General features: G+C 60.4%; 12 protein-coding genes. 4 read left to right on the top strand and 8 right to left on the bottom strand.

Annotation, left to right across the window (positions count from 1 at the left end; translation table 11 throughout):
- Nucleotides 1-47: 47 nt before the first annotated feature.
- Nucleotides 48-482 carry a GNAT family N-acetyltransferase gene (locus ELH03_RS10010; protein ID WP_130658902.1) on the top strand — a complete coding sequence of 145 codons (435 nt, stop codon included), beginning with the start codon at nucleotides 48-50 and terminating at the stop codon, nucleotides 480-482.
- 19 nt (nucleotides 483-501) lie between these two features.
- On the opposite strand, the gene ELH03_RS10005 is transcribed toward ELH03_RS10010, so the two are convergent.
- Together ELH03_RS10005 and ELH03_RS10000 are read right to left on the bottom strand one after the other, a co-directional pair.
- Nucleotides 502-1,347, bottom strand: coding sequence for an SDR family oxidoreductase (locus tag ELH03_RS10005; RefSeq protein ID WP_018072153.1), 846 nt, complete (start codon nucleotides 1,345-1,347; stop codon nucleotides 502-504).
- A gap of 36 nt (nucleotides 1,348-1,383) precedes the next feature.
- Nucleotides 1,384-2,556 carry an NADH-dependent flavin oxidoreductase gene (locus tag ELH03_RS10000; protein WP_128410051.1) on the bottom strand — a complete coding sequence of 391 codons (1,173 nt, stop codon included), beginning with the start codon at nucleotides 2,554-2,556 and terminating at the stop codon, nucleotides 1,384-1,386.
- 109 nt (nucleotides 2,557-2,665) lie between these two features.
- Between ELH03_RS10000 and ELH03_RS09995 the strand changes: the two genes are divergently transcribed.
- On the top strand, nucleotides 2,666-3,559 hold the full coding sequence (locus ELH03_RS09995; protein WP_018072151.1) for a LysR family transcriptional regulator: 894 nt from the start codon (nucleotides 2,666-2,668) through the stop codon (nucleotides 3,557-3,559).
- A gap of 248 nt (nucleotides 3,560-3,807) precedes the next feature.
- On the opposite strand, the gene ELH03_RS09990 is transcribed toward ELH03_RS09995, so the two are convergent.
- From ELH03_RS09990 to ELH03_RS09980, 3 genes are all read right to left on the bottom strand, one after another.
- Nucleotides 3,808-6,054 carry a xanthine dehydrogenase family protein molybdopterin-binding subunit gene (locus ELH03_RS09990; RefSeq protein ID WP_130658901.1) on the bottom strand — a complete coding sequence of 749 codons (2,247 nt, stop codon included), beginning with the start codon at nucleotides 6,052-6,054 and terminating at the stop codon, nucleotides 3,808-3,810.
- Nucleotides 6,055-6,066: 12 nt separating this feature from the next.
- Nucleotides 6,067-6,540, bottom strand: a complete 474-nt coding sequence (locus tag ELH03_RS09985; protein WP_130658900.1) for a (2Fe-2S)-binding protein — start codon at nucleotides 6,538-6,540, stop codon at nucleotides 6,067-6,069.
- Nucleotides 6,541-6,883: 343 nt separating this feature from the next.
- Nucleotides 6,884-7,258, bottom strand: coding sequence for a c-type cytochrome (locus tag ELH03_RS09980; protein ID WP_017994119.1), 375 nt, complete (start codon nucleotides 7,256-7,258; stop codon nucleotides 6,884-6,886).
- 541 nt (nucleotides 7,259-7,799) lie between these two features.
- On the opposite strand from ELH03_RS09980, the gene ELH03_RS09975 reads away from it, so the two are divergent.
- The gene (locus tag ELH03_RS09975; protein ID WP_128405227.1) at nucleotides 7,800-9,704 is read left to right on the top strand and encodes an adenylate/guanylate cyclase domain-containing protein; all 1,905 of its coding nucleotides are present in this window, start codon (nucleotides 7,800-7,802) and stop codon (nucleotides 9,702-9,704) included.
- 179 nt (nucleotides 9,705-9,883) lie between these two features.
- Nucleotides 9,884-10,588 (top strand): class I SAM-dependent methyltransferase, encoded by a 705-nt coding sequence (locus tag ELH03_RS09970; RefSeq protein ID WP_024322650.1) that lies wholly within the window; start codon nucleotides 9,884-9,886, stop codon nucleotides 10,586-10,588.
- On the opposite strand, the gene ELH03_RS09965 is transcribed toward ELH03_RS09970, so the two are convergent.
- Genes ELH03_RS09965 through trpC form a run of 3 tightly spaced genes read right to left on the bottom strand, consistent with a single transcriptional unit; the run spans nucleotide 10,557 to nucleotide 13,088 of the window.
- Nucleotides 10,557-11,780: a molybdopterin molybdotransferase MoeA gene (locus tag ELH03_RS09965; protein WP_128405229.1), complete on the bottom strand. Its 1,224-nt coding sequence runs from the start codon at nucleotides 11,778-11,780 to the stop codon at nucleotides 10,557-10,559. The genes ELH03_RS09970 and ELH03_RS09965 overlap by 32 nt on opposite strands.
- Nucleotides 11,777-12,274 (bottom strand): cyclic pyranopterin monophosphate synthase MoaC, encoded by a 498-nt coding sequence (gene moaC / locus ELH03_RS09960; RefSeq protein ID WP_130766264.1) that lies wholly within the window; start codon nucleotides 12,272-12,274, stop codon nucleotides 11,777-11,779. The genes ELH03_RS09965 and moaC overlap by 4 nt, the downstream gene beginning before the upstream one ends.
- Before the next feature lies 1 nt (nucleotide 12,275).
- Nucleotides 12,276-13,088, bottom strand: coding sequence for an indole-3-glycerol phosphate synthase TrpC (gene trpC, locus ELH03_RS09955; protein ID WP_130658898.1), 813 nt, complete (start codon nucleotides 13,086-13,088; stop codon nucleotides 12,276-12,278).
- Between the last annotated feature and the right edge of the window lie 8 nt (nucleotides 13,089-13,096).

Genomic DNA, 13,096 nt, shown 5'->3' with positions numbered 1-13,096 from the left:
CCTATCCTGGCGGAGGGCTTTGGGTCGTATCCCTCAGCGAGGCAAGGATGATGGTGGAAACGGTAATCCTCAGCGTTCCGGTTTTCAGTACGCTCTGCAATGAGGCGTTCAGGCTGCGGCGCGCCGTTTTCGTGCATGAGCAGAAGGTTCCCGAAGCCGAGGAATTCGATGCCGACGATCTCAGCGCCCATCATCTCGTCGCCGTCACGGCGGGCGAGGTCTCCGGCACGCTGCGAGTCATTTACGCCGAAGAACATATGAAGATCGGTCGGGTTGCGGTTGCCGGCCAATGGCGCGGCCGGGGCATTGCGGCTGATATGATCGGGCGCGCGATGGAACTGCATCGCGACGCGCGCGGCAACCGCTTCTATCTCACAGCGCAGGCGGACAAGCTGCCGCTTTACGAGCGTTTCGGCTTCGTTGCCTATGGCGCGGAATTTCTTGACGGTGGCATGCCGCATCTTGCCATGAAGAATTACTGAGCTTCAGCGACGCGTCGTTTCAGGCTTGGGATTTCACGTCAAAGGCAAGCGAACTTGAAAGGTCCCGGTAGGCATCGATCTGTTGCTGCAGCAGCGCGATTTTCTGTTCCACCATGCCAACAGCATCAGCTCCGGCGATGAACCGGCGGGGCAGCTCCGGTTGGTTGACCAGGGTGATCAGCGCTTGGGCGAGTTTTGCGGGATCGCCGCTCTGCTGGCCGTTGGCGGATTTCCAGAATGCCAGGTGTTGGGCGCGTCTTTCGTCGTAGTCGCTGACAGACGACGGAGCATATTGGGTTGATTCATCAGTCAGCAATTCCGTTCGGAAGAAGCCCGGGTTGACGATCATCGTTTCGATACCAAACGGCGCCACTTCGGGCTGCAGCGATTCCATCCAGCCGTCGAGGGCAAACTTCGCGGCAGAGTAAGCGCTGCAGAACTCAAAGCCCAGCAGGCTGGCCGTCGATGAGATCGAGATGATCTTGCCGGATCCCTGCTGGCGCATCACCGGCAGGACAGCGCGGGTGACGCTCATGGGGCCGAGGAGACTACTGGCCAGTTGCAGGTCGATCTGAGCCGGCGTCAGCTCCTCAAAATAGCCTGAGTAGAAGTTCGCGGCATTGTTGACCAATATGTCGATGCGACCAAAGCGTTCGAGTGCGGCCTTGACGGCAGAGTCGGCGTCGGCCGGTCTGGTTACATCCAGCGTGACGACGAGCAGATTTTCCGACTGGCCGATCGCCTTGGCAACGCGCTCCGGATTGCGGCCGGTTGCAACGAGTTTGTCGCCAGCAGCCAGAACCGCCTTTGCGAAGTCCAGGCCCATGCCGCGCCCGGCTCCTGTGATCATCCAAACCTTACTCATCGAATTTTCCTTCATGCTAGATTGTGTGCCGATGCTCTATGCGGTGGCTTTCTGCCGCTGCGCTTCGTGATCATCGTTGATGTTGAACCAGCCGGTGGCCGCCTCGATGACGCCCCAAAGTTTGGCCGGAAGGGCAATTTTCGGGATTGTCGTGGTCCTGATCTCGTTCTCGATCAGCCTCTCATTGCCACTGCGTGAAAGTTCGACCCACTCCGGGTTTATCACCAGCCCTTGGCCTACAGCCACAAGCGAAAGGCCCATATGAAGGGCGCTTTCCGCCTGTTGGGGTGACTTGATCTGGCCAGCGGCGATAACCGGAACGCGCCCCGCTACCCTGGCGGCGATCAGTTCAGCGATAGGACGATCGGCGATGGCTTCGAGTGGTTGGGCTTCGAGTACGCTCGTCAGCGAAGCATGGATGTAGTCCACGCCGCCGTCGATCAGATGCTCGATGAGTTCGTAGGTGTCTTCAATACGAAGGCCGCCCTCTTCAGGTTCTTCGGGCGAGACCCGGTATCCCAGAAGAAACGGACGCGTCGCGTGTGTGCCTATCACCCGCCTCACGTTGCGGACCACGGCGAGCGGAAACCGCATCCGGTTTTCCGGCGTGCCTCCCCATTCGTCGTCGCGATGATTGTAGAGCGGCGAGTAAAAGTTCTGGATCAGGAAGCCGTGGGCCGCATGCAGCTCGACCCCATCGAAGCCGGCTTCGATAGCGCGGCGGGTTGCTTCGCCGAAAGCAGAAATCACATCAAGGATTTCGTCGTGGCTCAGTGCGCGCGTCGTGCCGCCGCCTGGATTGAAAGGACCGGGTGAAACTTGAAGCGAACTGGCGCTAACAATGTCTCCGTCCGGAATAAGCGCCGGCACCGCCTTGCTGCCGGCATGAAAAATTTGAAGAATCGCTGGCGCACCGCCGCTTTTGGCCGCCTCGGCCAGACGCCGGAGGCTTGGGGTGAAGCTGTCATCATAAGAAGCGAATTCGCCCGTGAACCCGATGCCGTTGGCTGAGACATGCGTGCAGCCCGTTAGAACGAGGCCAACGCCGTTCACCCTGCGTCGATAGTAGGACACTTCCTCATCCGAAATTGTTCCGTCGTCATTCGCTGACCACGTCGTCATCGGGGCCATGACGACCCTGTTTCGAAGCGTGATCCCATTGGCGAAAACGAAGGGTTCAAATAGTGCGGGGGTGGCTTCCATCATCAGCGGTCTCTCTTGCATGCCGTTTAAGCGGTTTGTGAAATGACAAGTAGCAATGAAGACAAACGATGATTAGTTGGTATAATCTGCATGAAGTTAGAAATGAGAGAGATAAATGAGGCACGGTGATTTCAGCGAGCTTGCAGCCTTCATCGCCGTCGCCGAGGCCGGAAGCTTTACGCGCGCCTCCGCCAAACTGGGGCTTTCCCAGTCTGCCGTCAGCTACTCAGTCAGGATGTTGGAGCAGAGGCTAGGGGTGCGGCTGATCTCACGCACCACACGAAGCCTATCGCTGACCGATGCGGGAGAGCGTATGCTTCGGAGCCTCCGCCCTGCCTTCGAACACATTGAAAGCGAGATCGCAGCCGTCACCGCACTTCGTGACAAGCCTGCCGGCACCATCCGCATCACGACGTTCCGATATGCCGCCATGAGCGTGCTTTGGCCTGTCATGACAACGTTCTTGGCGGAATACCCGGATATTGAAATGGAGGTCATTCTTGACGAGGGCCTGACGGATATCGTGGCCGGCCGGTTCGATGCCGGTATTCGCATTGGAGAACAGGTTCAAAAAGACATGGTTGCCGTCAGGATCGGCCCTGACCTTCGCATGGCAGTCGTCGGATCGCCGTCCTACTTCCAGAACCGCACAATCCCGATGACGCCCCGCGATCTCGGCGACCACCGGGGTATAAGCTACCGGCAAACCACAGGAGGTGGATTGTATGCCTGGGAGTTCGAGCGCGACGGCGAAGAGCTAGTGGTCAGAATGAACGGGCCGCTTATCATCAACGATAGTTTGATGCTGGAAGCCGCTGCTTTAGATGGGCTCGGGCTTGCCTACACCTTCGAAAGTCAAGTTTCACAATACATTGCAGACGGGCGACTGATCCGAGTCCTCGACGATTGGTGTCAGCCGTTCCCTGGCTATCACCTTTATTACCCAAGCAGACGTCAGCATACGGCCGCGTTTGCGCTCCTCGTCGAGGCGCTTCGTTTCAAAGGCTGACGCTCCTGCCAGGCCTGTCCGGAAGATGGTTGCGTTGGATTGGCGGATTGACCTCAGTCGCGCGGTTGCCCGATAGATGTGAGGTCCCGCCTGTCCTGACTACTGGTGATCCGCGCGGTCATCGCTGACCGCGAAGTCTTAGCTCCATTATTGTCAAGACGCCACCCGACAGGAACATCGCGGCCCTGTGCGGCCCGCTGCATTCAGCGGCACACCGGACCGGGCCAGGCTCTCGTCCGAGCCAGGTTCTAAGCGAGGTTGAAAGGCATCTGTCGGACTGGCTTGCCCGTCAAACGCGAGATGGCATTGGCAAATGCCGGCGCCAAAGGCGGCAGGCCGGGTTCGCCCATGCCTGTCGGTGCATCCGCGCTTGGTACGATACTGACGTCGAACTCCGGCACATCCGTGATCCTTGCCACCGTGAATTCGCTGAAGTTGCTTTGCTCCACAACACCGTCCTTGAGCGTGATTTCCGAGCCGGCAAGGCACGTCGATAAGCCCATGATCGCCGCGCCCTGGACCTGCGCATCCACGGTCCGAGGGTTGACGGCCAGATTGCAGTGCACCCCCGCCGTGACCCGATGCAGCTTGGGCTGTCCATCGATGACAGAGGCTTCCACCACGTAGGCCACCACGGATGAAAAGGATTCGTGCACGGCCACACCCCAGGCCCTGCCTTCTGCCAATGTCCTACTGCCGTAACCGCTCTTGTCTACGGCGAGCTGCAGTGCATCGCGATGACGAGGATGCTCGTTGCCAAACATCTTCATGCGATATGCGACCGGGTCTTGGTCGGTGGCTCGCGCTATATCATCAAGCAAGGTCTCCATCACGAAAGCCGTATGGGTGGAGCCAACGCTGCGCCACCACAGAACCGGCACGTTGGCAACAGGATGATGTACTGTCAGGCGCATGGGAAGCGGATAGGGGCTCCGCATCCCCTCAGTCGTGGCGGCATCGATGCCGTCCTTCACCTGGAACTTCTCGAACACGGTTCCCGTCAGTATGGACTGGCCGACGATGGTGTGGTCCCAGGCCAGCACATTGCCCTCTTTGTCGAAGCCGATGCGAGCGCGGTGAAGGTGCGTTGGACGGTAGTAGCCGCCCCTCATATCGTCCTCGCGGCTCCAGAGCATGCGCACTGGCGCGTTCAGCCCCGCCGCTCTGGCGGCTTTGACTACCTGGCAGGCCTCCATTGCTGTGTCGCTGCTGCTGGAAAAGCGCCGGCCGAAGCCACCACCCGATGTTTGCACGTTCACCACGACCTGTTCCGGCTTGAGGCCGAGCACGTTTGCTGCAACACCGGCATCGAGCCCTGCACTTTGGCTTCCCATCCAGATCTCGGCACGATCGTCGGAAAGCCGAACCGTGCAGTTCAGCGGTTCCATCGCCGCGTGGGCGAGATACGGGAACACGAACTCAGCTTCCAGACTCAAGGGTGCGGTTTCCAATGGCGCCATGTCGGCATCGAACTGGCGCGGGCCGGGGTGATTGGCGATCTCGCGAAACTGGGCAAGTTGCTTTTCACTATCGACCTTTTCGACAGCCGATGTGTCCCACTCCACCTTAAGGGCATCACGGCCCTGAGACGCCTGCCAATATCCGTCGGCCACCACGGCCACACCCTCTGCACCGCGATCCAGCGGTACACGCAAAACAGCTTTAACGCCCTTTACTGAACGTGCTGCGCTGTCGTCCAGGGAGGCTATCTTGGCTCCGAAAACCGGAGGGCGAGCCACCACGGCCGTCAATTGTCCCGGCAGCTTGAAGTCGATGCCAAAACTCTGTTGGCCACTGCTCTTGGCTTGTGCGTCCAGACGCTGGGTGGGTTGGCCGATGATGCGGAAATCCTTCGGGTCCTTCAACGCTATTTTCTGAGGCACGGGCAGGGCCATGGCCGCTTCGGAAAGTTCTCCATAACCGAGCTTGCGGCCATCCGGAGCCAGAACCACACCGGCCTCGGTTCGCAGCGCGGAAACATCCACGTTCCAGCGGTCCGCTGCGGCCGCAAGTAGCATGGCGCGGACGCGGGCACCCAGCTCGCGATACTGCGTAAAGCTGTTCTTGATGGTGTTCGAACCCCCGGTAAGGTGCATGCCGAAGAGCGGATCAACGTAGGCCATGTCATTGGTGCCGAGCTGGCTGCGTACTAAATTCCAGTCCGCGTCGAGTTCTTCGGCAAGGATCATGGGCAATGCCGTTTGGACGCCTTGACCGAACTCCAGCCGGTTGATTGTGACCATAACCTCGCCATTTGGCGCAATTTGAACAAATGCAGAAGGCTGCTCGGTCGGCTTCAGAGCGGTGGGAGCCTCACCCGCGTCGGTGGACTGGGCGGCGGCCAGATGGGGGAAAATGCCGACAGCCAAACCGAGGGTCCCCGTCAGCTTTAGAAAGCTGCGGCGTGGCAACGCCTGGACCGGTGTCGAACGGCCTCGTTCCAGCATGTGCTGCAGCGCACGCGGCAATTCGCTATAATCTATGTTCGGCAACATATGGCGTCTCCTTCAGACAAGATTGCTGGCAGCATCGGCTATGGCGGCGCGGATACGGGTATAAGTTCCGCAACGACAAATATTGCCTTCCATTGCCGTATCTATCTCCGAGGCGGTCGGCTGCGAGCCGGTGGGCAGGGATGCCAGGAACGCCGTGGCGCTCATGATCTGACCGCTCTGACAATAACCGCACTGCGCCACATCGTGCTTTACCCAAGCCGCGTGCACCGCGGTGCCGACGCGGTCGCTGCCGTCGGTCGCTTTTTCTATGGTGGTGATTTTCAGGCCCTCGGCAGCGGAGAGAGGGGTGCTGCAGGAACGGACGGCCTCACCATCCAGATGTATCGTGCACGCGCCGCAAAGCGCGGCGCCGCAACCGAACTTGGTGCCGGTCATGCCGAGCGTGTCGCGCAGGACCCAAAGGATGGGTGTCTCCGGCTCGGCATCGACCTCGTACTGATTGCCGTTGATATCGAGTGTGATCATGGCTGGTCGGTTCTCCTATGTTTCATATGGATGTGCTCGCTGCCTGAGGTCATTCAGCTAATCGTTAGAACTGGCGATCTCTAAGGACAGCGACGGCGACGGGAGTGCCGACGGCAACCTCCAGGACGATAAGACGCCGCGACCAAAGGCCTGCGCTCCGCGGTAACGTTAGCTCGTCCGGCGCCGCCGAATTAGTTGGCGAAACCTGCACGACGTTAGAAAGGCGGCTTCTGAATGCGAAGCAAAAGCACGAGCTGACACGTCAACCCAATACGCGGTCAGCGATGATCAGCCGGGTCGGGTGCCCATCGATCGCCGGCTTGCTCAGCCAAGAGGTTCGCCGCTACTCCGACAGGGACTTCAGGTAAGCGATGATATTTAGCCGATCCTCAGGCTTGGACACGCTCACGGTCATTGTGGTTGTCGGTACAACTTCGCGAGGCGCCGCTAGAAACCGGTCCAACGTCGCCTCGTCCCATACTAATCCCGACGCCTTCATGGCCGCCGAATAGCGGACGCCCTCCACAGAGCCGGCTGCGCGCCCAACAACGCCACCGAGCCCCGGTCCAGCCTTTTTCTGGTCCGTGGTCGAATGACAGGCGGAACAGCGCTGAAACGCTTTTTGTCCCAAGGCGACATCTCCCTCCGCTGCGGCAGGAGCCGTCGCCGACACAAGGATCAAGGTGGAGATCACAACGGAGGCGAAAATTTTTGTCATGCGTGTTCTTCCCGAATACAGGCTTTCGAAGCCCTGAAAGGACGGTGGAGTTGCGCGCGCCAGCGCCGTTGCTGGCAGGCCGCGCTAAAGACCTTAGACCCAAGACGCGCCTCATCTTCTCCGGACATGGCATCGCACTGGAGACGGCGGTTGGTTGGGGACGTTACCTCGCCTCAGCATCGAGCATTAGGCGGTACTATCTGCATGATGTTAGAAATGAGGTTCATAAATGCCCGACAGCCAACGATCGTCGACGAAGGTTGTCCGCCTTGCTTTGCACCAGCTGGACTCAACCCTCTTGATGCCTGCCGCAGCATGCAATCAGTGAAGCTTAAGCTTCCCTCGGAGAGGTTCTGCAGACATCGGTTGCAGCGCGGAAGTTCGCCTATTTAGAAACCGCATTCATAACTTCATGCGAGCAACGACGGCTAATCCAGCCGTTCGTTCTCTGCTATCGCTCCTCACTGCCCATGGTGGATCTTCCACCCAGAAGAACGATCGGCAGTGGAACGTGACAGAGATGCGAACAGGAAGTTCCGCGATGCAACGCAAGCTGGCGGCGATTCTCGCCGGGGACATTGTCGGCTACAGTCGGCTCATGGCGGAAAACGAAGCAACGACGTATGCGGAATTGCGTTCGGTGTTTGACGACGTGATCGATCCAGCGGTCCAGCACCATGGCGGCCGAACATTCAAAAACTCTGGAGATGGCTTTCTCGCAACATTCCCGAGCGTCAACGAAGCGTTGAATGCGGCGGTGGAGATTCAGAACGGGTTCGATACGCGGCCCTTCGAATTTCGGATCGGCATCAATCTGGGTGACGTCATCGAAGACAATGGTGACATGTACGGCGATGGCGTGAATGTCGCTTCGCGCCTTGAGGCAATGGCAGATCCTGGCAGTATCTTTGTTAGTGGTGCGGTGGTCTTGAGTGCTGACCGGGGTCGAGGCGACGAGTTTTTCCGCATTGGACGTCGGTATGCCAAAAACCTTCCTGAACCACTCGATGTCTATGCGGTCACGCGCGCTGGACGACGGAGAAGCAAATGGAGCCGGTACGCGGCTCTTGTCCCGCACGTCAGCGCTCGCCTTGGCTATTGTCTTGGGGCCGCCTCCCTCGTGCTCATCGGGATTGCAATCCAGCCGCTTCCTCTCGCGGCAATGATCGGCCGGATACCGGCTGAGCTTTCGGTGCTTGCCGGCGGCGAACGGGCGGACCCTCGGCCGTCTGTGGCTGTTATGCCTTTCGACAATATGAGCGGCGAGGCAACACAGGCCTACTTTGCCGACGGACTTACGGAAGACATCACGACGGAACTTGCCCGAAACTCTGAGCTTCAGGTGATTGCCCGCAACTCCACTTATGCAATGCGAAACCAGGAAGCCGATATTCGCAAGGTCGGCGAGAAATTGGGTGTGGCGTACGTCGTTGAAGGTAGCGTGCGGCGGGTGGGTGATAAACTCCGCGTCGCGGCTCAACTTATTGACGTTTATAGTGGAGCTCACCTCTGGTCGCGCAGCTACGACCGCCATATCGATGATATATTCACGGTCGAAAGCGAATTAACATCCGAGATTGTTGCCCACCTTGTCTCCTTTGTACGCAAGTCTGAAGCAGCAGAGGCGATGAAACGCCCAACCAAAGATCTGCAGGCCTACGATCTCGTTCTTCAGGCACGTGCTCGCTTCACGCACGATTCAAAAGATGCCGAGGGGCTTCTTTCCGCCCGAGGTCTTTTCCAACGGGCTTTGGAACTAGATCCGGCTTATGCCGTGGCGCGCGCCAATCTCGGTATGACGTATATTTTCGATGTCACACAAAACGTCAGCGGTCACGCCACAGACAGAGACCTTGAGATTGGTTTGAGTGAGGCGCGTCAATCCATCCGACTCGATCCAAATTTGGCGATGGGATATCAGGTGTTGAGTTACGGCTTGGCTGCAAGCGGTGATTACGCTGGTGCTTTGCAAGCTGGACACCGATCGGTGGAACTCAATCCGAACGATCCTGACAGCATGATGGCGCTCGCAAAGGCCCAGGTTCGTTTTGGTGACTACGATGGGGCATTACGGAATGCCGAGCGTGCCCGCCGTCTTCATCCCATAGCTCCCGAATATTATGCTTATGTCCATGGCCAGGCACTTTATGCGGCTGGTCGTAGCGATGAAGCTGCGAGCGTTATTCAAGAGTGCCTGATCCGCGCGCCGCAGGATTCGAACTGCCTGCTCATTCAAACCGCGTTGCAGGCTGGTCGCTCAGAGCTGGACAAGGCCAAGGCAACCATGGCCAATTTGGTCAAAGCAAAGCCCGACTTCTCGCTCGAAACAGAGCGCAACTATCGTCGGTTTGGTGATTCCCCGCTGATGGAGCAGTTTCTGGCAGATCTCGCACGCGCCGAGGCTCCCAAGACGGTCTCGCTTCACCGGCCTGTGTTGCGTTCTTGAATGGCATATGGCACGCCTCATCACGAATAGCCGTTCAGTTCCTTGCGAAAAGCCTGGCTGGGCTTCATTATTTCACCTAAATCGTGGCGTGCATCAATGGCGGGTAATTTCACAACGGCGGCCTGCTCTTGCTATTAAAAACGATGACGCCGTTACAGCGCCGGCAGGAGCAGACGACGATGAAACGCCCGGGCATGTCGCAACCCGATCCGGCCGCCTTCATCGGTGCCAACCTGCCTATATCACCCGTTCCCTCGATCCCCGAGATCTGCCTTCATACGGCAGGGCCTGCGAGCGGGCTCTGGCGGCTTGCCGGTAGCAGAGAGGCCGATCCGCCGCCTTATTGGGCTTATCCCTGGGCCGGCGGCGCCGTGCTAGCCCGCCATCTGCTCGACCAGCCGGAAACGATCGCGGGCCGCCGTGTCTTCGATCTCGGCGCCGGCTCAGGGCTCGTCGCTATCGCGGCGGCAAAGGCTGGAGCGCGCGCGGTTACGGCGGTCGACATCGATGCCAATGCCATTGCCGCGATCGGCCTCAACGCGGCGATCAACGGCGTGGATATCGTAGCCCGGGCCGCCGATATCATCGAGGGGCCGCCACCAGAGACAGATCTCCTCGCGGTCGGCGATCTGTTCTACGACCCCTCACTTGCCCTGCGGGTGATGGCCTTCCTGCGGCGTTGCCAGGCGAGCGGCATCGAGGTGCTGATCGGCGATCCTGAGCGGGCCTACCTACCGCAGGACGAACTCAGGCGAATCGCCACCCATGCGGTTGCGGATTTCGGCGGGGGCACTGGCGGCGGTGCCGTGCTGGCGGGCGTCTTTGCGCTCTCCGGCAAAGCTGAAGGCGAGATTATGCCAGGAGGTCGGGCCGCAACAGCATGACCGGGCAGGGCGCTCCGGCCGGCAATTCCGGCGCATGCGGCGGGCGGATGACAAGGCAGTCGGCTTCGGCGAAGACCTTCATCATCGAGGAATCCTGCTTGCCGAAGGGTTCGGCGAGCCAGCCGCCGGCAGCGGATTTCGAAAGTTTCGCCCTGATATAGTCCTGCCGGTGGTCATTGGCGCGCAGTGTGACCGCCGCCTCCACAGTTGCCTCGCGCTGCACCGGCGGCAGGGAGGCGAGCTTGCGGATCAGCGGCTCCAGGAAGAGCAGCGAACAGACGAGGCTAGAGACCGGATTGCCGGGCAAGCCGAGCACATGCGTCTCGCCGAAGCTGCCGACCATCAGCGGCTTGCCGGGGCGCATGGCGATGCGCCAGAAATCGAGTTGCATGCCGGCCTTGATCAGCGTGGCCTGCACCAGATCATGGTCGCCGACCGAAGCGCCACCGAGCGTGACGATCACATCGACCTTGGCGTCCCGCGCCGTGCCGATCGCCGCGGTGATCTTGGCCTTGTCATCAGGCACGATACCGAGATCGAGCACATCGGCACCGGCTTTGCGGGCAAGCGCTGCAATACCAAACGTATTGGATGCGATGATCTGCGAAGGGCCGGGCGTGCTTCCGGGCGGCAGCAGTTCGTCGCCGGTTGCGAGGATGGCGATCAGCGGGCGCCGCAGCACCTCGACATCGGGCCGGTTCATGCCGGCAGCGACCGTCAGCCGCGAGAAATCGAGCACGGTGCCGGCCGACAGCACGGCTTCGCCTTCGGTGAAATCCTGGCCGCGCGGACGCACATGCTGGCCCTGCCGCACAGGGAAATTGGTTCTGATGCCGCCCTCGATCTTCTCGGCATCCTCCTGCAGCAGGACGCTATCGGCGCCTGGGGGAACAGGCGCGCCGGTGAAGATGCGGACGGCCTCTCCCTGGCTGACGCTTCCCTCGAAGGCGTGGCCGGCGGAAGACGTGCCGATGACCTTCAGCTCGGCGCCCGGCTCCGGCGCGTCTTCGCGGCGTAGCGCATAGCCATCCATGGCGGAGGCATTGAAGGGCGGCTGGGTCAGGCCGGCCGTCAGATCGACGGCCAGGACGCGGCCCTCAGCCTCGTCAAGCGGCAGCGTCTCGGACGCGGCAACGGGCTTTGCGCGAGAGAGCAAGCGGTTCAGGGCCTCGGCAACCGGGAGAAGGTTCATCTTGCCTCCGGATGACGGAAATCGGCGGATTTTCCGCCGGACTTTTCAAGAAGTCTGATGCCGCCGATCTCCATTGCCTTATCGGCCGCCTTGGCCATGTCGTAGATCGTCAGACAAGCGACCGAGACGGCGGTCAGCGCCTCCATCTCCACACCGGTCTTGCCGGTCAGCTTGGCGGTCGCCGTAACGCGCAGGCCGGGCAGGGCGGCATCTTCCTGGATCTCGACCGTGACCTTAGTCAGCATCAGCGGATGGCAGAGCGGAATGAGATCGGCGGTGCGTTTTGCCGCCATGATGCCGGCAAGGCGCGCCGTCCCGATCACATCGCCCTTCTTGGCATTGCCTTGCCGGATGAGAGCGAGCGTTTCCGCCGCCATCTTCACATGGCCCTCGGCAGTGGCGATGCGCACTGTTTCGGTCTTATCGGAGACATCGACCATATGCGCCTCGCCCGAGGCATCGATATGAGTCAGACCGGGCTCTGCGCCGCTCATATCATTCGGCCGCGATGGCGGCTTCGCCAAAGAGCAGCGCGCGGGTGGCGGCCGCCACGTCGTCCTTGCGCATCAGGCTCTCGCCGACAAGGAAAGTATTGATGTCGACGGCCTGCAGGCGCTTGCAATCCGCATGGGTGAAGATGCCGCTTTCGCCGACCAGCAGCCGGTCGTCAGGCACCATGGGGGCAAGCGCCTCGCTGACGCCGAGGCTGACTTCGAAAGTACGCAGATTGCGGTTGTTGATGCCGATGAGCGGCGAAGAAAGCTTCAGCGCCCGCTCCATCTCCTCGGCGTCGTGGACCTCGACCAGCACGTCCATGCCGAGGCCGAAGGCTTCGTCCTGCAGGCGCTCGGCTTCATCGTCCGACAGCGAGGCCATGATCAGCAGGATGCAATCGGCGCCCCAGGCGCGGGCCTCGTGCACCTGATAGGTCTCGAACATGAAATCCTTGCGCAGCGCCGGCAGCGTGCAGGCAGCGCGGGCGGCTGTCAGAAATTCCGGCGCGCCCTGGAAGCTCGGCCTGTCGGTCAGCACCGAAAGGCAGGCGGCACCGCCGGCCTCATAGGCGCTCGCCAGCGACGGCGGATCGAAGTCCGGGCGAATGAGACCCTTCGAGGGGCTTGCCTTCTTGATCTCGGCGATCAGGCCGAAGCGGCCGGCATCACGCTTGGCAACGAGCGCCTTGTGGAAGCCGCGCGGGGCGGACTGATCAGCCTGCATCGCCTTGAGATCGGCAAGCGACACGGTCGCCTTGGCGGCGGCGATCTCCTCGCGCTTGTAGAGTTCGATCTTCTTCAGGATATCGGTCATCGGGCAAT

The organism is Rhizobium beringeri, assembly GCF_004306515.1.
GTDB classification, from domain to species: Bacteria; Pseudomonadota; Alphaproteobacteria; order Rhizobiales; family Rhizobiaceae; genus Rhizobium; species Rhizobium beringeri.
Note: the sequence above shows the minus strand (reverse complement) of the source record. Positions and strands in the feature narration are given on the sequence as shown.